Annotated in this window: 18 protein-coding genes; 3 read left to right on the plus strand and 15 right to left on the minus strand. The window is 74.0% G+C overall.

Translation table 11 applies throughout. The annotated features are described in order from the left end of the window. Nucleotides 1–13: 13 nt before the first annotated feature. Complete coding sequence (gene ybaK / locus AB0H83_RS03280; protein ID WP_360086035.1) at nucleotides 14–493, plus strand: Cys-tRNA(Pro) deacylase; 480 nt, start codon at nucleotides 14–16, stop codon at nucleotides 491–493. A 5-nt stretch (nucleotides 494–498) separates the two neighbouring features. Then, complete coding sequence (locus AB0H83_RS03285; RefSeq protein WP_360086038.1) at nucleotides 499–795, plus strand: DUF1707 domain-containing protein; 297 nt, start codon at nucleotides 499–501, stop codon at nucleotides 793–795. A 28-nt stretch (nucleotides 796–823) separates the two neighbouring features. On the opposite strand, the gene AB0H83_RS03290 is transcribed toward AB0H83_RS03285, so the two are convergent. Genes AB0H83_RS03290 through tsaB form a run of 6 tightly spaced genes read right to left on the minus strand, consistent with a single transcriptional unit; the run spans nucleotide 824 to nucleotide 6,853 of the window. Continuing rightward, nucleotides 824–2,644, minus strand: coding sequence for an ABC transporter ATP-binding protein (locus AB0H83_RS03290; RefSeq protein WP_360086041.1), 1,821 nt, complete (start codon nucleotides 2,642–2,644; stop codon nucleotides 824–826). After that, nucleotides 2,644–4,335, minus strand: a complete 1,692-nt coding sequence (locus AB0H83_RS03295) for an ABC transporter ATP-binding protein (protein ID WP_360086044.1) — start codon at nucleotides 4,333–4,335, stop codon at nucleotides 2,644–2,646. Before AB0H83_RS03295 ends, AB0H83_RS03290 begins: the two co-directional genes overlap by 1 nt. 58 nt (nucleotides 4,336–4,393) lie before the next feature. Next, nucleotides 4,394–4,651 (minus strand): hypothetical protein, encoded by a 258-nt coding sequence (locus tag AB0H83_RS03300; RefSeq protein ID WP_033357626.1) that lies wholly within the window; start codon nucleotides 4,649–4,651, stop codon nucleotides 4,394–4,396. Nucleotides 4,652–4,705: 54 nt separating this feature from the next. Then, the gene (gene tsaD, locus AB0H83_RS03305; protein WP_360086047.1) at nucleotides 4,706–5,755 is read right to left on the minus strand and encodes a tRNA (adenosine(37)-N6)-threonylcarbamoyltransferase complex transferase subunit TsaD; all 1,050 of its coding nucleotides are present in this window, start codon (nucleotides 5,753–5,755) and stop codon (nucleotides 4,706–4,708) included. After that, entirely contained in the window at nucleotides 5,745–6,188 is a 444-nt protein-coding gene (rimI, locus tag AB0H83_RS03310; protein ID WP_360086050.1) for a ribosomal protein S18-alanine N-acetyltransferase, read from the minus strand. The genes tsaD and rimI overlap by 11 nt, the downstream gene beginning before the upstream one ends. Then, nucleotides 6,185–6,853 (minus strand): tRNA (adenosine(37)-N6)-threonylcarbamoyltransferase complex dimerization subunit type 1 TsaB, encoded by a 669-nt coding sequence (gene tsaB / locus AB0H83_RS03315; RefSeq protein ID WP_360086053.1) that lies wholly within the window; start codon nucleotides 6,851–6,853, stop codon nucleotides 6,185–6,187. Before tsaB ends, rimI begins: the two co-directional genes overlap by 4 nt. Before the next feature lie 128 nt (nucleotides 6,854–6,981). Between tsaB and AB0H83_RS03320 the strand changes: the two genes are divergently transcribed. Further along, complete coding sequence (locus AB0H83_RS03320; RefSeq protein ID WP_360086056.1) at nucleotides 6,982–9,051, plus strand: Hsp70 family protein; 2,070 nt, start codon at nucleotides 6,982–6,984, stop codon at nucleotides 9,049–9,051. On the opposite strand, the gene tsaE is transcribed toward AB0H83_RS03320, so the two are convergent. From tsaE to AB0H83_RS03365, 9 genes are all read right to left on the minus strand, one after another. Beyond that, nucleotides 9,016–9,504, minus strand: coding sequence for a tRNA (adenosine(37)-N6)-threonylcarbamoyltransferase complex ATPase subunit type 1 TsaE (gene tsaE / locus AB0H83_RS03325; RefSeq protein WP_360086059.1), 489 nt, complete (start codon nucleotides 9,502–9,504; stop codon nucleotides 9,016–9,018). The genes AB0H83_RS03320 and tsaE overlap by 36 nt on opposite strands. A 29-nt stretch (nucleotides 9,505–9,533) precedes the next feature. After that, nucleotides 9,534–10,625, minus strand: coding sequence for an alpha/beta hydrolase (locus AB0H83_RS03330; protein ID WP_360086062.1), 1,092 nt, complete (start codon nucleotides 10,623–10,625; stop codon nucleotides 9,534–9,536). Then, on the minus strand, nucleotides 10,622–11,746 hold the full coding sequence (gene alr / locus AB0H83_RS03335) for an alanine racemase (RefSeq protein ID WP_360086065.1): 1,125 nt from the start codon (nucleotides 11,744–11,746) through the stop codon (nucleotides 10,622–10,624). The genes AB0H83_RS03330 and alr overlap by 4 nt, the downstream gene beginning before the upstream one ends. A 75-nt stretch (nucleotides 11,747–11,821) precedes the next feature. Next, nucleotides 11,822–13,255, minus strand: coding sequence for an NAD(P)H-hydrate dehydratase (locus AB0H83_RS03340; RefSeq protein WP_360086068.1), 1,434 nt, complete (start codon nucleotides 13,253–13,255; stop codon nucleotides 11,822–11,824). 62 nt (nucleotides 13,256–13,317) lie between these two features. After that, nucleotides 13,318–14,076: an SDR family oxidoreductase gene (locus tag AB0H83_RS03345; RefSeq protein WP_360086070.1), complete on the minus strand. Its 759-nt coding sequence runs from the start codon at nucleotides 14,074–14,076 to the stop codon at nucleotides 13,318–13,320. Nucleotides 14,077–14,089: 13 nt separating this feature from the next. Continuing rightward, nucleotides 14,090–15,436, minus strand: coding sequence for a phosphoglucosamine mutase (gene glmM, locus AB0H83_RS03350; RefSeq protein WP_360086073.1), 1,347 nt, complete (start codon nucleotides 15,434–15,436; stop codon nucleotides 14,090–14,092). A gap of 83 nt (nucleotides 15,437–15,519) precedes the next feature. Beyond that, complete coding sequence (gene rpsI / locus AB0H83_RS03355; protein WP_360086493.1) at nucleotides 15,520–16,008, minus strand: 30S ribosomal protein S9; 489 nt, start codon at nucleotides 16,006–16,008, stop codon at nucleotides 15,520–15,522. 32 nt (nucleotides 16,009–16,040) lie between these two features. Next, entirely contained in the window at nucleotides 16,041–16,484 is a 444-nt protein-coding gene (gene rplM / locus AB0H83_RS03360; RefSeq protein ID WP_327008163.1) for a 50S ribosomal protein L13, read from the minus strand. A gap of 161 nt (nucleotides 16,485–16,645) precedes the next feature. Beyond that, nucleotides 16,646–17,995 (minus strand): MFS transporter, encoded by a 1,350-nt coding sequence (locus AB0H83_RS03365; protein ID WP_360086078.1) that lies wholly within the window; start codon nucleotides 17,993–17,995, stop codon nucleotides 16,646–16,648. Nucleotides 17,996–18,112 lie beyond the last annotated feature (117 nt).

Consider the following 18,112-nt stretch of genomic DNA (forward strand, 5'->3'; position numbering starts at 1 on the left):
CTATTGTGGGCCAGTGGCGAGCAAGGGCACCCCCGCGACCGCACTGTTGGCGCGGCAGAAGATTGCGTTCACTCCGCACACCTACGAGGTCGACCCCCGGGCGGGCTCCTACGGCGAGGCGGCCGCCGCAGCCCTCGGCGTCGACCCCTCCCGCCTGTTCAAGACCCTCGTCACCAGCATCGACGGCCAGCTCACGGTCGGTGTCGTGCCCGTCTCCGCGTCCCTGGACCTCAAGGCCCTGGCCGCCGCCGTCGGGGGCAAACGCGCCACGATGGCCGAGCCTGCCGCCGCCGAACGCGCCACCGGCTACGTGACAGGCGGCATATCCCCGGTCGGCCAGCGGTCCCGCCTGCCGATCGTCATCGACGCCTCCGCCTCGGCACTGTCCACGATGTACGTCTCGGGCGGCCGGCGCGGCCTGCAGATCGAGCTCGCCCCCGACGACCTCGTCCAGGTCACGGGCGCCGTCCTCGCCGACATCGCGGCCCGCTGACCCCCATGCGCGCCTCCGACGACGACCGCCGACGCGTCATCGAGGCGCTGCAGCACCACACCCAGGTCGGCCGGCTCACCCTGGACGAGTTCGCCGACCGCTGCGACACGGTGCTCGCCGCGAAGACCCTCGACGACCTGCGCGCCGCAACCCACGACCTCCCCGAGCTGCCCGCCTCCCCCGCCTCCCCCGCCGCTGATGCCGCGGGCACCGGGGGCAACGACCGGCACGTGCTGCTGGTGTTCGCGGTCGCCCTGATCGCGGCGATCCTGCTCGGCCTGGTCTACGCCGCGTTCCACTGACGCCCGCCGCCGGATGGGCCGGCGAAGCTCAATGGGCGTCTGCGGTGGGGGCGGCGACGCTCAGTGGGCCGTCGGCGGTGGGGGCGGCGACGGTCGGCGGGCCGTCGGCGGTGGGGCCGCGGTCGGTGCCGTGCCACGAGCGCCACAGGGCGGCATAGGCGCCGCCGGCGGCGACCAGCTCGTCGTGGCTGCCGAGCTCGGTGATCCGGCCGCCCTCGACGACCGCGACCCGGTCGGCGTCGTGGGCCGAGAAGAGCCGGTGGGCGATGGCGATGACGGTGCGGCCGTGCAGCGCCCCGGCAAGGGAGCGCTCCAGGTGGCGGGCGGCGCGCGGGTCGATGAGGGAGGTCGCCTCGTCCAGGACGAGGGTGTGCGGATCGGCCAGGACAAGCCGGGCCAGCGCGAGCTGCTGCGCCTGTGCCGGGGACAGCGGCGGCTCGCCGAGGGTGGTGTCCAGGCCGTCGGGCAGGGCGTCGACCCAGTCGAGGGCGTCGACGGTGGCGAGGGCGCGGCGCAGCTCCTCGGTGCCGGCGTCGGGGCGGGCGAGGGCCAGGTTGTCGCGGACGGTGCCGAGGAAGACGTGGTGCTCCTGGGTGACGAGGGCGACGTGCCGGCGCAGCTGCGACAGCGGCAGATCGGCGAGGGGCACGCCGCCGACGGTGACGGTGCCGGCGCCCGGGGCGTGGATGCCGGCGAGCAGCCGGCCGAGGGTGGACTTGCCTGCGCCGGAAGGGCCGACGACCGCCAGGCGTTCGCCGGGCCGGATCTCCAGGTCGATGCCGTGCAGGACGTCGCGGCCGCCGACGTACGCGTACCGCACCCCACGTGCCACGATCCGCTCGCCGGCCGGGTCCGCCGCGGCGGCGGGGGCGGGGACGGCCACCGACCGGATGCCGACGATGCGGGCGAAGGACGCGATCCCGACCTGCAGGTGGTCGAACCAGGACAGCACCCGGTCGAGCGGGTCGATGAGGGCGAGGAAGTACAGGACGGCGGCGGTGACCTGGCCGACGGTGGCCCACCCGGAGGCGACGAACCAGCCGCCCGCGACGAGGGTGACGGCGCCGGGCAGGACGTAGCCGAACTCGGTGAGCGGGAACCAGACGGTGCGCAGCTTCAGCGTGTACATGTTGGCGCCGTACAGGCCGTGCAGGTGCTCCTGCGTCCGCGCGACGCGCCGCCGGCGCAGGCGCAGCACGTCAACGGTGCGGGCGCCCTCGACGGTCTCGGCGAGGCCGTCGGTGAGCTGGGCGAAGGCGGCACTGGCGGCGAGGTAGCCGGCCGGGGCGCGGCGGAAGTACCAGCGGGAGCTGAACCACAGCACGGGCACGGCGACGAGGGCGGGCAGCAACAGCAGCGGCGAGACGAGAGCGACGGCGCCGATGGTGAGGACCACCTGCAGGACGCCGACGACGACCTCGGGCAGCGCGAAGCGCACCGTGTCGGAGGTGCCCTCGACGTCGCGGGAGGCCCGGGTGAGCAGGTCGCCGGTGCCGGCGCGCTCCACGATGGACGGTGGCACGGCGAGGACCCGGTCGACGAACTCCTCGCGGAGCGTGGCGAGGACCTGCTCGCCGAGGCGGGCGGAGGCGAGGCGGGCGTAGCGGACCAGCACCGACACGACCACGACGAACCCGGTGATGGTGAGGGCGATGCGGTCGACGGTCCAGGTGGTGGTGCCGGCGGAGGTCTGCTCGACGAGGTCACCCAGCAGGCGCGGGGTGACCAGGCCGGCGACGGCGGCGCTGACGTGCAGGGTCACCACGAGGGCGAGCATCCGCGGGTGGACCTTCACCACGCGGCGCAGGTAGGCGCGGACCTCGGCGCCGGTGGCGATGGGCAGCAGCATCAGCCGTCCTCCTCCCTGGTGACGGTCGCGGCGTAGGCGGGGCAGGTGGCGAGCAGCTCGCGGTGGGTGCCGGTGGCGGCGACCCGGCCGGCGGTGTCGACGAACGCGACGGTGTCGGCCCGGTCGAGCAGCAGCGGGCTGGTGGTGCACACGACGGTGGTACGGCCGGCGCGCGCGGCGGGCAGGTTGCGGGCGATGAGGGCCTCGGTGTGGGTGTCCACGGCGCTGGTCGGCTCGACCAGGACGAGGACGGGCGGGTCGAGGGCGAGGGCGCGGGCGAGGCGGAGCCGCTGCTGCTGGCCGCCGGAGAAGTCGCGGCCGCGTTCGGCGATCTCGGTGTCGAGCCCGCCGGGCAGCGCGTCGACGATGTCCCGTGCGGCGGCGGCGTCGAGCGCGGCGAGGACGGCGGCGGGCCGGGCGCCGAGCTCGTCCTGCAGGCGCCCGCGGAAGAGGCGGTCGTCGTTGTCGGCGACGACGATGTGCGCCCGGATCTCCTCGGTCGCGTGCTGCCGCAGCGGTACGCCCAGCAGCCGCGCCTGCGACGCCGGGTCGAGCAGGCCGATGCGGTCGGCGATGGCGGCGGCGTCCTCGGGCCGGGCGGCGGCGATGGCGGTGAGGCGGCCCTCGGCGGCGACGAAGCCGGAGCCGGGGTCGTCGAGGTCGCCGCCGGTGACGGGGCTGGGGGCGGCGGGGTCGTGGAACTCGGGCTCGACGCGCAGGAGGGTCACGACGCGGCCGGCGGCGACGAGGCCGCGGGTGAGCTTCTCGGCGAATTCGGTGAGGGTCCGCAGCGGGCCGACGAGGAACGCGGCGTAGGCGTAGAAGGCGACGAGCTCGCCGGGGGTGATCTTGCCGGCGACGGCGAAGCGGGCGCCGAGCCAGGTGACGAGGGCGACGAAGAGGCCGGGGAGCAGGATCTGCGCGCCTTCGAGGAGGCTCTCGACCTTGGCGACGCGCACGCCCGCGGCGCGGACCTGCTGGGACTCGGCCCGGTACCGGGCGGACACGACGTCCTCGCCGCCGACGCCGCGCAGGATCCGCAGGCCGGAGACGATGTCGGCGGCGCGGCCGGTGAGGGCGCCGGCGAGCTCGCGCTGGGCGCGGCGGCGCTGGTGGAGGGGTTTGAGGAGCAGGCCGACGACGGCGACGAGCAGCGGCACGCCGATGACGACGACGAGGCCGAGGGGCACGGAGACGTCGAGCAGCAGGACGGCGACGACGACGATCGCGACGACGGCGCCGCTGGCGCGGGCGCTGACGTCCATCGCGTAGGCGATGTGGTCGAAGTCGGTGGTGCCGATGCTGACGACCTCGCCGGTGGCGACCTTCTTCGGCAGGGTGGCGCCGAGGCGGGCCGCGTGCCGGGCGGTGACCTGCATGGTGCGGAAGCCGGCGCTGAGGAAGTTGGTGACCGCGAAGCGGTGCCGCATGATGCCGCTGACGGCGGTCACGGTGCCGAGGCCGAGCAGGACGCCGCCGGCGCCGAGCAGGGCGGTGCGGTCGTGGGTGGTGAGGGCGTCGACGCCGGCGCCGACGGCGGCCGGGACGAGGGCCTGGCTGACCATCCACACGATGCCCAGCGCGATGCCGGCCAGGATCGTCGGGAGCTGGTTACGCAGGATCCACAGCAGGTAGCGGGCGGCGGATCTGCTGTCGGGTTCACCGGGCTCGGGCAGCGGCAACCGTTTCATGGCCCGCCGACGGTAACCCGGCGGGCCAGATCGGCGCCTTACATTTTCCGGCTGGTGGTCACCGGTCGACCTGGGTGAAGTCCCAGGCCTGCGGGCGGCGGGAGACGAGGTGCGACGGCGGGTCGGCGAACTCCTCGGGGGTGCTGCCCCGCCACTTGGCGATGACGACGAGACGGTGGTCGGTGGAGGAGAACACCTCGCTGGAGATGTGCATCGGGTGGACCTCCACCTTGGGCAGCATCGCCTCGCACACCCAGGACAGCAGCTCGTCGAACGCCTCCGGGTGGGCCCGGACCTCCCACATGCGCACGATCACGGCGCTGGACTCTACTCCCATGACGGTCCCGCCCCCATCACTGTCCCGCTCATATCACTGTCCCGCCGTGACGAGGGTGATCGGCATGGCCGAGTCGGTGGGCAGGCCCAGCCGGCCGGGTGCGGCGCCGGCGGCGACGAGGTGGGCGCCGAGCGCGGCGACCATGGCGCCGTTGTCGGTGCACAGCTTGGGCCGCGGCACGCGCAGCGTGATGCCGTGCCGGTCGCAGCGCTCCTGGGCGAGGGCCCGGATGCGGGAGTTGGCGGCGACGCCGCCGCCGATGACGAGGGTCCGCACGCCGCGGTCGAGGCACGCGTCGACGGCCTTGTTCGTCAGGACGTCGCAGACCGCTTCCTGGAAGCTGGCCGCGACGTCGTTGACGGGGACGGGCTCGCCGGCGCGCTGCCGGGCCTCGACCCACCGGGCCACGGCGGTCTTCAGCCCGGAGAAGGAGAAGTCGAAGCGGTGCTCGGCGAGGTCCCGGGCGGCGGTGAGCCCGCGCGGGAACGGGATGACGATCTGGCCGTCCCGGGCGGCCCGGTCGATCGGCGGCCCGCCCGGGAACGGCAGGCCGAGCAGCCGGGCGACCTTGTCGAACGCCTCGCCGGCGGCGTCGTCGATGGTGGCGCCGAGCGGCTCGACCCGGCCGGCCAGGTCGTCGACCTTGAGCAGGGAGGAGTGGCCGCCGGAGACGAGCAGCGCGATCGCGGGCTCGGGCAGCGGGCCGTGTTCGAGGGTGTCGACGGCGACGTGGGCGGCGAGATGGTTGACGCCGTAGATCGGTTTGCCGGCGGCGAGGGCGTACGCCTTGGCCGCGGCGACCCCGACCAGCAGCGCGCCGGCGAGGCCGGGGCCGGCGGTGACGGCGATCGCGTCGACGTCGGCGAGGGTGATCCCGGCGGTGTCGAGGGCCCGCTGGACGGTCGGGACCATCGCCTCGTAGTGGGCGCGGCTGGCGACCTCGGGCACGACGCCGCCGAAGCGGGCGTGCTCCTCGACGCTGGAGGCGACCTCGTCGGCGAGCAGGGTGTGCCCGCGCACGATGCCGACGCCGGTCTCGTCGCAGGACGTCTCGATGCCCAGGACGAGGGGTTCAGTCTTCACGCATCATCACCAGTGCATCCGTGTTGCTCGGCTGGTAGTACCCCTTGCGGACGCCGACGCCCTCGAAGCCGTAGCCGGCGTAGAGCCGCTGCGCGGGCAGGTTGTCGACGGCGACCTCGAGCAGCACCTGGCGGGTGCCGTGCCGCCGCGCCTCGGCGAGGAGGGCCTCCAGGAGGCGCCGGCCGATGCCGCGCCGCTGGGCGTCCTTGCGCACGCCGATGTTCTGGATCCAGGCCTCGTCGGGCGGGGCGAGGGCGAGCCCGGCGTAGCCGAGGACGTCGCCGCCGTCGAGGGCGACGAGGTAGTGGTGGCCGCCGGCGAGCTCGTTCCAGAACATGCCGGCGGACCAGTGCTCCTCGCCGAACAGCTCGTCCTCGATCGGCAGCAGCGCCTCGATGTGAAACCAGCGCAGCTCGGCCAGCTCGACGGTCACGGCAGCGCCGGTTTGCGCGCGCCGGGGGCGACCGCGTCGGGGCGGCGCAGGTAGCGGGGGGTGAGGGTCTCGCCGGGGGCCTTGGCGCGCACGCGGTCGGCGGCGAGCTCGGCGAGGGCGCGCGCGGACGGGTACAGCGGCGGCAGCACGGGCAGGCCGAGCACCGCGGCATACCGGTCGGCGCCGTCACCGGCCGCGGCCGCCGCGTGGACCTGTGCGGCGACGTCGGCGGGCTTGTCGACGGCGGGTCCTTCGACGCGGGCGCCGTCGTCATACACCGCCCAGTAGATCTCCTTGCGGCGGGCGTCGGTGGCGACGAGCAGCCGCCCGGGCCGGCCGTGGCCGATGCCGTCGAGGGAGCAGACCCCGTAGACGGGGATGTCAAGAGCATGGCCGAGGGCGGCGGCGGTGACCATGCCGGCGCGCAGGCCGGTGAACGGGCCGGGGCCGGTGCCGGCGACGACGGCGGCCAGGTCGCCGGGGGCCGCACCGCCGTCGGCGAGGACCGCCTGAATCTGCGGGGCGAGCAGCTCGCCGTGCGCGCGGGCGTCAACGGTGACCCGCTCAGCGACGACGGTGACCTGCGGCTCGTCCGCGTCGTCGCCGACGCGGACGAGCGCGGCCGTCACCGCGGGCGTCGAGGAGTCCACCACCATCACCAGCACGGCGCCAACTCTACCGACCGCCGTGTGACGCACGTCCGCGGTCACAACCTCGATCAGTTTACCGATTCGCAACGAGCCGGGCCTAGCATCGGCCGACATCTACGCGGATTTTCGCGTCAGGAGAGCCGATGACTGAGCCTGTGCTCGTCGTGGACATGGGTTCCTGGGCCATGTCCGCCGCCGTGCTCGTGCACGATCAGCTGCATCTTGTCCGTGAGCCCGTGAGCGGAGGAACCCGCTGGCCCGCTGGGGCGAGCCTCGACCCCGCGCCGGGCCGTCCGCGGCTGTCGGTCGGCGGCGCGGCGGAGCGGCTGCGTGACGAGCGTCCCAGGCATTACGTCGACGGGGTGCGCCGGGCGGTCGACGCGAACGCGCCGGTGTGGCTCGGTGACCAGCTCGTCACCGGTGCGGAGCTGGTGGCGGCCGCGCTGGACGCGATCGTGGCGGAGGCCGGGCGGCTGCACGGCAGGATCGGGCGGCTGGTGGTGACGGTGCCGGCGGCGTACCGGACGCACGACCCGCGGCGCGAGACGCTGGTGTCGGCGGCGGCGGTCGTCGGGTTCCCCGACGTCGAGCTGATCCACGACCCGGCGGCGGCGGTCGCGGACCCCCTGGCGGCGCTGGAGGTCCCAGACGGCACCTACCTGCTGGTGTGCGACCTGGGCGCGACGTGGAGCGCGACGCTGACGCAGCTGCAGCACGGGGTGCCGGTGCCGGTGAGCCAGGAGAGCTCCGGCAGCGGCCGCGACCTGGACGTGGTGCTCGCCGCGGACCTGCGCGCGCGGCTGTCGCAGTGGGTGGAGCCGGCGTTCACGGCCGGTGGTGACGTCAGCGTGCGGGCCGGGTTCCACGCGCTGGACATCGTGCGCCGGCTCAAGCATCAGCTCAGCCAGGCGCCGGAGGCGACGGACCAGGTCGAGCCGGGCGTCCCGCCGTACACGATCGACCGGGACCTGCTGGATCAGCTGACCGAGCCGGCGAACCGGTGGCTGGTGGCCAGCTGCCGGGCGGTGATCGCGCGGGCCGGGATCGTGCCGGCAGACGTCGCGGCGGTGCTGCTGGTCGGCGGCAGCGCGCACCTGCCGAGCGTCGGGCCGGCGCTGCGGCAGGGGCTGGGCCGGCTGGTGACCCGGCCGCCGGAGCCGGAGCTGGCGGTGCTGCGGGGCGCGGCCCGGCTGGCCGGCGGCCGCGAGGACCGGGCGCTGCCGGCGGACCCGGCGCCGTGGCGGGTGGAGCCGCTCGCGTGGACGGTGCCGGGCGGGCGCGGCCGGCTGGTGCGTTGGCTGGTGAAGGAGGGCGAGCCGTATCCGCAGGGTGCGCCGCTGGCCCAGGTGCGCACCGCCGAAGACCGGGTGTACGACCTGACCGCGGGCCGCGCCGACGGGATCCTGCTGGAGCAGCGGGTGCCGGCGGGCGGCATGGTCGTGTCCGGGGTCGCCGCCGCGCACGTGCGGCTGTCGCCGGCGGTGGAGCGGTTCCAGCTGGCGAAACGCCACCATCTGCGGGTCAGCGGCGACTGGCTGCTGATGCCGGACCGGCGCACGCTCGTGGAGTGCTCCCGCACGGGCGAGTACGTGAAGGTCCGGTCGGTCGACAGCGGCGCCCTCGTCACGGAGCTGCGCCCGGGCCGCGGCGCCGGCCGGCCGCAGCACGGGCAGGTCGCGCTGGGCCCGAACCAGCAGCTGTCGCTGGTCACCTGGGACGCCGAGGGCCACTTCTGCGTGTGGGACGTGCTGTCAGGGCGGATGACCAGCAGCTTCTCCGACGCGCACCGCCCCGACGCGGTCCTGGTCAACGAGGGCGAGTGGCGGCTCGTCGCCACCGGTGAGGGCGCGGCGACCGTCGGGCGGTACCGGCGGGACGTGGCGACCGTGTGGGACCTCGCGACCGGTGCCCGCCTCGAACGGATCGTCGGTGAGGACCTGACCCGGCGGTTCGCCGGTTACACGGGCTCCAGCCGGGCGGACGCGTTCGCGACGGAGATGTCGACGCCGGACGGCCGGTTGCGCGCCGCCGTCCAGGACGGCACGGTCCGGGTCCAGGATGTCGAGACCGAGTCGGAGGTGTTCCGCGCCGACCTGTCCCCGGCGCGGCAGATCCGCACCGCGTTCGCCCACGACGGCCGGCACCTGCTGGCCCGCTGCACCGACGACGAGGGCACGTCAGTCGACGTCTGGGAGGTCCTGCAGCCCGCGTAGCCGCTGCGACCAGCCGGCGCCGTGCGGCACGACGGTGACGGTGCGGGTGTCGTCGTCGTGGCGGGTCAGCCGCAGCTCGAGGTGGTCGTCGGCGAGCCGCTCGACGAGGCCCTCGCCCCATTCGACGAGGGTCACCGACTCCTCGAGGGTGGCGTCGAGGTCGAGCGCGTCGATCTCGCCGAGGGGGTCCTTGACGTCGCCGAGGCGGTAGGCGTCGACGTGGACCATGGTGACGCCGCCGGCGGTGGCGGGCCGGTGGACGCGGGCGATTACGAACGTCGGTGAGGTCACCGCGCCCTGCACCCGCAGGCCGGCGCCGATGCCCTGGGCGAGGGCGGTCTTGCCGGCGCCGAGGGGCCCGGTGAGCAGGACGAGGTCGCCGGCGCGCAGGATCGTGGCGAGCCGGCGGCCGAAGGCGTGCGTGTCGGCGGCGGTCGGCAGGGTGCGGCTCACGCCATCACCTCCGCTACGCTCCGGACCGCTCACGGGGCGATGACCCGCTTGAGGAACGCCTCGATCGCCTCGTTGACCTCGTCGGCGTGCTCGAGCATGACGACGTGGCCGCCGTCGGGGATGACGACGAGCTCCGCCTCGGGCAGTACGGCGGCGATCTCGCGGGTGTGGGTGAGCGGTGTCAGCACGTCCCGGTCGCCGCAGATCAGCAGCACCGGCACGCGGCGCAGCGGCCCGAGGACGAGCAGCCGGGCGTGCATGTAGAGGGTCCGCAGGTACCGGGCGATGACGTCGGTCGAGGTGGTGGTGTTCATCTTCTCGACGTAGGAGACCAGGGCGGGGCTGGGGCGGGCGGTGCCGAAGCCGTAGCGCCGGGTGAGCAGCCACGCGAGGTCGGTGGAGGCCTGGCGGGCCCGGTCGACGACGCCGGAGCTGAGCGGGCCGGCGATGCCGACGACGGGCAGCAGCGGGCGGCGGAACTTCGCGACGACCTCGGGCAGGCCGAAGTTGACCTGGTCGAGCTTGCCGGCCGAGGTCGAGATCAACACGACCGCCTGGACGCGGGACTCGAACAGCTCGGGGACCTGCTCGGCGAGCGCCATGATCGTCATGCCGCCCATCGAGTGGCCGACGAGGACGACGGGCCCGGTCGGGGCGGTCGCCTGCAGCACCGCGCGCAGGCCGGCGCCGAGCGCGTCGAGGGTGTACTCACCCTTGCGCAGCCGGCCGGAGCGGCCGTGGCCGGGCTGGTCGTAGAAGACCATGCGGTGCTTGCCCTGCAGCGCCTTGCGCTGGAAGTGGAACGTGCCCATGTCGAGGCAGAACCCGTGCACGAACACCAGCGTGGGCCGCTGCTCGTCCGGCTCGCCGGCCGGGCCGTTGACGATCTCGACGTGCAGGTCGATGCCGTCGTCGGTGGTGACGGTGAGCTCCTCGTCGAAGTCCCAGACGCCGAACTCCTCCTCGGCGTAGACGTCGTCGGCGCGCTTCGACCGGTTGACGATGTAGCGCTCGGTGGCGACGCCGGCCGCGACACCGGCGGCGGCGACCCCGAGGATCGCGCCGATGATGCCAACCGTGCGCCGGCGGTTGCCCTTGACCTCCACGTCGGTGCCCGTCATGCGTCCTCCCCCACGTAGACCCTGGGCGTGCGGTTGCTGCCCATGCGCGCGACGATCTCGTAGCTGATGGTGCCGGCGGCGGCCGCCCAGTCGTCGGCGGTCGGCTCGCCGCGGGTGCCGGCGCCGAAGAGCACCGCCTCGTCGCCGGGGCGCACGTCGTCGTCGCCGCAGTCCACGACGATCTGGTCCATGCAGACCCGGCCGACCACGCGGCGGGCCTTGCCACCGATCTCGACCAGCCCGCGGCTGCTCGCGGAGCGGGGCACGCCGTCGGCGTACCCGACCGGCACCAGGGCCAGCGTGGTGTCCTTGAGGATCTTGTACGTGTGCCCGTAGGAGACGCCCTCACCGGCCTGCACGGCCTTCACCAGCGCGACCTTCGCGTGGACGCTCATCGCGGGGTGCAGGTCGGGCGCGGCGCCCGGGATCGGCGACAGGCCATAGGTGGCCAGGCCGGCCCGCACCAGGTCGAAGTGGCTCTCCGGCAGGGTGAGGGTGGCGGCGGAGTTGGCGAGGTGCCGCAGCGGCGGCTCGACGCCGAGCCGGGCGGCCTCGTCGAGGGCATCGTCGAACGCGAGCTGCTGGCGCAGGATCGACGGGTGGCCGGGCTCGTCGGCGCAGGCGAAGTGGCTCCACACGGCGGCGATCTCGACGTCGCCGTCGGCCTGGGCCTTCGCGGCGGCGGTGAGCAGCGCCGGCCAGTCGGCGCGGGTGGCGCCGTTGCGGGACATGCCGGTGTCGATCTTCAGGTGGACCGCCGCGGGTCGCCGCGCCTGCCGGGCGGCCCGCGCGATCTCGGCGAGGGCGTCCGGTGACGCTGCGGACAGGTCGATGCCGGCGGCGACCGCGTCGTGCAGCGGCCGGCCGGGGCTGTGCAGCCATGACAGGATACGGACGGTGACGCCGTGCTCGCGCAGGGCGAGCGCCTCCTCCAGGGTGGCGGTGCCGAGCCAGGTCGCGCCGGCCCGCACGGCGGCGGTGGCGGCGGGGAGCAGGCCGTGGCCGTAGGCGTCGGCCTTGACGACGCTCATCAGGGCGGTCCCGGGTCGCAGCAGCCCGAGCAGGGTCGCCACGTTGTGCCGGATCGCGTCGAGGTCGATCCGGACCTGAGCCTGCCACATGCGTCTAAGGGTAAGCGGTGCTCCCGGGGCCGGGCCTGGGCCCGGTCCCGGGTGCGATCATGACCTCACCGGCCGTCAGCGGCGCAGGGTCGCGACGGCCTCGGGGAGGTGGGTGGCGACGTCGGCGGCGGTGACCGGGCCGCGTTCCGCGGCGATCCGGCCGGCGAGGCCGTGCACGAACGCGGCGGCGGCCGCGGCGTGCTCCGCCGGCAGGCCCGCGGCGAGCAGCGAGCCGAGCAGCCCGGCGAGGACGTCGCCGGTGCCGCCGGTGGCGAGGGCCGCGGTGCCGGTCGGGTTGACGAAGACCCGGCCGTCGGGCGTGGCGATGATCGTCCGGTCGCCCTTGAGCAGCACGACCGAGTCCATCCGCTCGGCGAGGTGCACGGCCGCGGCGACTCGGTCCTCGCCGGGTGCGCCGCCGGCGAGCCGCTGGAACTCCCCGTCGTGGGGGGTGACGACCGTCGGGGCGTCCCGGTCGCGCAGCCAGTCGGCCATCCGGGCATCGACCAGCAGCGTCAGGGCGCCGGCGTCGAGGCAGGCGGGGACGGGCGCGCCGAGGACGGTGCGCAGCTCGGCGTACGCGCGCTCGTCGGTGCCCAGGCCGCTGCCGCAGGTCCAGGCCTGGACCCGGCCGGCGTCGGCGACCCGGTCCGAGGCGATGACCGGCGGGTGGTGGAAGCGCACGGCGTCGGCGGCGGCGCCCGCGTAGCGCACGAGCCCGGCCGGGCCCGCGAGGGCGCCGGCGACGGACAGCACGGCCGCGCCCGGGTACTGCGCCGAGCCGGTGGCGACGCCGACGACGCCGCGGGAGTACTTGTTGTCGTTGGCGGCGGGCCGGGGCCACCAGGCGGCGACGTCACCGGCGTCGGGCACGTAGCAGGCGGGGTCGCCGTCCAGGTGCGGCTCCAGGCCGATGTCGACCAGCTCGACGAGGCCGCTGTGGACGGCGCCGGCGCCGACGAGCAGCCCGGGCTTCAGGGCGCCGAACGTGACGGTGACGTCGGCGCGCACGGCCATGCCGGCGACGGCGCCGGTGTCGGCGTCGACGCCGGAGGGCACATCGACCGCGATCACCGGGGCGCCGCGCAGCGCGCTGGAGACCTCGGCGACCCGGCTCGCGGCCGGCTCGCGCAGTCCGCCCCGGCCCCCGATGCCGAGGATGCCGTCGACGACCAGGTCGACGCGGGCCGGGACGGTCCTGGTCACGCTGCCGCCGGCGGCGAGCAGCGCGGCGGCCGCCCCGCGGTGGACCCGCTCGGCGTCCATCAGCAGCGCCTCGACGTGCGCGCCGCGGCCGGCGAGCATGGCACCGGCGTAGAGGGCGTCCCCGCCGTTGTTGCCGGGGCCGACGAGGAGCAGCACGCGGCTGCCGTACACCCTGGGCAGGCTCTGCGCGCAGCGCCTGGCGAGGCCGGCGGCGGCACGCTGCATGAGCGCACCGCCCGGCAGCGTCTTCATCAGGGCCTCTTCGGCGGCGCGGACCTGCGCCACCCGCCATGCGGCTCTCACAGTCGGCTCCCTGCTGCGATCCGGGTCACACGGGTAACCCTGTCATACCCGCCGGAGGGCGATCAGGCGAGGGAGGACCGGATCTGCGCACCGCCGTCGATGACGAGGGTCTGGCCGGTCATCCACCGGGACGCGGGCCCGCCGAGGAACGTGATCACGTCGGCGATGTCGTCGGGTTCGCCGATGCGGCCGAGCGGCAGGTGGTCGCTGAGGTACTGCTCGTTGTTCTCCCACAGGCCGCGGGCGAGCTTGGTGCGCACGATGCCCGGGGCGACGCCGTTGACCCGGACCCCGGGGGCGAGCTCCGCGGCGAGTTGGCGGGTGAGGTGGATGAGCGCGGCCTTCGTGGCGTTGTAGTAGCCGATGCCGGGCTCGGTGAGCAGGCCGCCGACGGAGGCGACGTTGACGATCGCGCCGCCGCGGGCCGACATCGACGCCTTCCACGCCAGCTGGCTCCACAGGACGGGGCCGAACTGGTTGAGGCGGGTGGTCTTCTCGGCGCGGACCGGGTCGATGTCCATGAGCGGGCCGAAGTAGGGGTTGGTGCCGGCGTTGTTGACCAGGACGTCGATCGCGCCGAAGCGGGACATGGCGGCGTCGACGGCCGCGCCGGCCTGGTCGGGCTCGGCGGCGTGGGCGGCGTGGGCGAGCACCCCGGCCGACGGGTGGGCGGCGCGGATCTCCTCCGCGACGGCGTCGAGGGCCTCCTGGTCGCGCGAGGTGAGCACGACGTTGCAACCCTGCGCGGCGAAGGCGACGGCGGTCGCCTTGCCGATGCCGCGGGAGGCGCCGGTGACGAGAACGGTGCGGGCGTCAGTCATGGGCCGCACGTTACTACCGGGTAGGCGACACCGTGCGGACGATGGCGGCGATGCGCTCGGCGGCCTCGCGGGCGATCTCCAGGGTGGCCGCCTCGACCATGACCCGGACGAGCTGCTCGGTGCCGGAGGGGCGCAGCAGGACCCGGCCGGTGCCGCCGAGCTCGGCCTCGACCTGCTTGGCGGCGTCGAGGACCTGGGCGGCCTTGGCCGCGGCGGCGCGGTCGCCGACGGGCACGTTGATCAGCACCTGCGGCAGCCGGTGCACGACGGAGGCGAGGTCGGCGAGGCTGCGGCCGGTGCCGGTCATGCGGCCCATGAGGTGCAGGGCGGTGAGGACGCCGTCGCCGGTGGTCGCGAACGCGGGCATCACGATGTGGCCGCTCTGCTCGCCGCCGAGGGCGAGGCCCTTCGCGCGGATCTCCTCCAGGACGTACCGGTCGCCGACGCGCGTCTCGAGCAGGCGGATGCCGGCGTCGGCCATGGCGATCTTCAGCCCGAGGTTGCTCATCACGGTGGCGACGAGGGTGTCGCCGGTGAGCTGCCCGGCGTCGCGCATCGCGAGGGCGAGGACGGCCATGATCTGGTCGCCGTCGACCTCGGCGCCGTCGGCGGTGACGGCGAGGCAGCGGTCGGCGTCGCCGTCGTGGGCGATGCCGAGGTCGGCGCCGTGCTCCACGACGGCGGCGCGCAGCTGCTCGAGGTGGTTGGAGCCGCAGTCCTCGTTGATGTTGAGGCCGTCGGGGTCGGCGTTGATCGCGATGACGTGGGCGCCGGCGCGGCGGTACGCCTCGGGGGCGGCGGACGACGCGGCGCCGTTGGCGCAGTCGACGACGACCGTCAGCTCGACAAGCGGGGCGGGCAGCGACGTGAGCAGGTGCCGCACGTAGCGGTCCTCGCCGTCGGCGAGGTCGGTGACCCGGCCGACCCCGGCGCCGGTGGGACGGATCTTGGTGCCCTCGGTGATGAGCCGCTCGATCTCGTCCTCGACGTCGTCGGGGATCTTGTGACCGCCGGCGGCGAAGAGTTTGATCCCGTTGTCGGGCATCGGGTTGTGCGAGGCGGACAGCATCACGCCGATGTCGGCGGACAGCACGCCGGTGAGGTATGCCACGGCCGGGGTGGGCAGGACGCCGACCCGCACGACGTTGGCGCCGGCGCTGGTGAGCCCGGCGACGACGGCCGCCTCCAGCATCTCGCCGCTGGCCCGCGGGTCGCGGCCGACCACGGCGAGGGGCGCGTGGGAGTGGTCGCGCTCGAACAGTGCCTGTGCGGCGGCGATGGCCACGGCCATTGCCAGCTCGGGAGTCAGGTCGGCATTGGCGCGTCCACGGACGCCGTCGGTGCCGAAGAGTCGCCCCACTGCGATACCTCCGTTGAGCTGTACGGCCGCGAACGCAATTCGGCCGGGTACACCTCCAGGGTGCACCCGGCCGAGAAGCTGGGTTAGCGCTTCGAGTACTGCGGGGCCTTGCGGGCCTTCTTCAGACCGTACTTCTTGCGCTCGGTGGCGCGGGCGTCACGGGTGAGGAAGCCGGCCTTCTTCAGCGCGGGACGGTCGTCGGGGTCGTTCTCGACGAGGGCCCGGGCGATCGCGAGGCGCAGGCCGCCGGCCTGGCCGGTGGTGCCGCCGCCACGCAGGTTGGCGAAGACGTCGAACTGCTCGAGCTTCTCGACGATGACCAGCGGCTCCTTGACGGACTGCTGGTGCACCTTGCTGGGGAAGTAGTTCTCCAGCTCGCGGCCGTTGAGCAGGAACTTGCCGGTGCCGGGCACCAGGCGGACCCGGACGATGGCCTCCTTGCGGCGGCCAACGGTCTGGATCGGCTGGCCGGCGCGGCGGGAACGAGTCGGGGCCGACGCCGTCGCGGTGACGGGCGCGGGGGTCTCGACAACGGTGGCGACGTCGGCCGGCTCGGCCTTCACGTCGATGATCTCGTCGGTCACGCTCAGTCCTTCGTCCGCGCTCACTGCGCGATCTGCTTGATCTCGAACGGCTGGGGCAGCTGGGCGGCGTGCGGGTGCTCGGCGCCCGCGTAGACCTTCAGCTTCCGGATCTGCCGGGCACCGAGGCGGTTGTGCGGGAGCATGCCCTTGACGGCCAGCTCGATCGCCCGCTCCGGGTTCTTGGTCAGCAGCTCCTCGTAGCCGACCGCCTTGAGGCCGCCCGGGTAGCCCGAGTGGCGGTAGGCGACCTTGGTCTGCCGCTTGTTGCCGGTCAGCGCCACCTTGCCGGCGTTGATCACGATGACGAAGTCGCCGGTGTCCACGTGCGGGGCGAACGTCGGCTTGTGCTTACCGCGCAGCAACGTGGCGGCGTGCGTGGCCAGACGGCCGAGCACGACGTCCGACGCGTCGATGACGTGCCACACGCGCTCGATTTCACCCGGCTTCGGGCTGTACGTACCCACAGGTCTACCTTGTCTTCCACGTCGTCGGTTCTGGGGTGCGCTCTCATGGCGGCGCTAAGGGGCGCACGACCACCTAGCGTACCCGAACAGTGGGGACGCCTTGTCATCGCACAACAGCGGTCCACGATACCGGGCCGCTGTTGTGCGGTCAAAACGGCCCCTCAGACCCCTTCCAGCCGGCGGGGTGAGTTGCGCAGGTAGACGAACCAGGTGACGGCGAAGCAGACGGCGTAGAAGGCGAGGAAGGCGATATAGGCGCCGTCGCCGGTCTTGTACGCCAGGAACGACTGCCGGAAGGCGAGGTTGACCAGCACGCCGCCGGCCGCGCCGACCGCCCCGGCGACGCCGATGAGCGCCGTGGCGAGCCTGCGGGCCTGGTTCTCGTCGGCCGGGTACTTCGCCCGGAAGATCGCCGGGATCATCTTGTAGGTCGAGCCGTTGCCGATCCCGCTGAAGATGAACAGGGCGATGAAGCCGGTCAGGAACAGCGGCAGGGAGTGCTGCCGGGACGCGGCGAGCACCAGGGCGGCGCCGAGGGCCATGCCGACGAAGTTCCAGAAGGTGATCCTGGCGCCGCCGAACCTGTCGGCGAGGGCGCCGCCGACCGGGCGGATGAGCGAGCCGAGCAGCGGGCCGAGGAACGTGAGGTAGGCCGCCTTGACCGGGGTGTCGAAGTCGGACTTGAACTGCACCAGCAGCACCTGGCCGAACGCGAAGCCGAAGCCGATGAACGAGCCGAACGTGCCGATGTACAGCAGCGACATGATCCAGGCGTGCCGGTCCTTGATGACGTCGCGCATCGCGCGCCGGTCGTTGGAGGCGTGCGTGAGATTGTCCATATAGATGGCCGCGAGGGCCGCCGCGACGACGATGAGCGGCAGGTAGATCAGAATGATCAGGCGCGGGTGCGCGGCGCCGGCCGTGGCCAGCACGAGCAGGCCGACGAGCTGCACGGCGGGGACGCCGATGTTGCCGCCGCCGGCGTTGATCCCGAGGGCCCAGCCCTTGAGCCGCTGCGGGTAGAAGGCGTTGATGTTGGCCATCGACGAGGCGAAGTTGCCGCCGCCGACGCCGGCGACCGAGGCCACGATCAGCAGGGTGGTGAAGGAGACGCCGGGCTCGAGCACGATGCCGGCGAGGATGCTCGGCACCAGCAGCATGAGGGCGCTGAAGATGGTCCAGTTGCGGCCGCCGAAGGTGGCCACGGCGAAGGTGTAGGGCAGCCGCAGCACCGCGCCGACGAGCGTGGGCGCGGTGGTGAGCAGGAACTTCTGCGCCGGGTCGAAGCCGTACTTCGGGCCGAGGAACAGCACGAAGACCGACCAGAGGCTCCAGATGGAGAAGCCGATGTGCTCCGACAGGATGGAGACGATGAGGTTCCGGCGGGCGATCTTCGCGCCGCGGTCCTCCCAGAAGGTGCGATCTTCCGGCCGCCAGTCGGTGATCCAGCGGCCGCGGCGAGGGCGCGGGGGGTGCGCGCCCGGCTCGGTGGTTTCCACGGCGAGAGTCATGGTGCTGAAAGCTAGGTGCGGCAGGTTTCGATCGCGCGCACCGTCACTTGTCCTCGCCGAAACGTTTCCCCCACCTCGGCGGTTCCGTGATTGTGAGAACCGTCGGTTCCGTGATTG

Origin of the sequence: Dactylosporangium sp. NPDC050688 (assembly GCF_040654515.1) — a bacterium.
Classification (GTDB): Bacteria; Actinomycetota; Actinomycetes; order Mycobacteriales; family Micromonosporaceae; genus Dactylosporangium.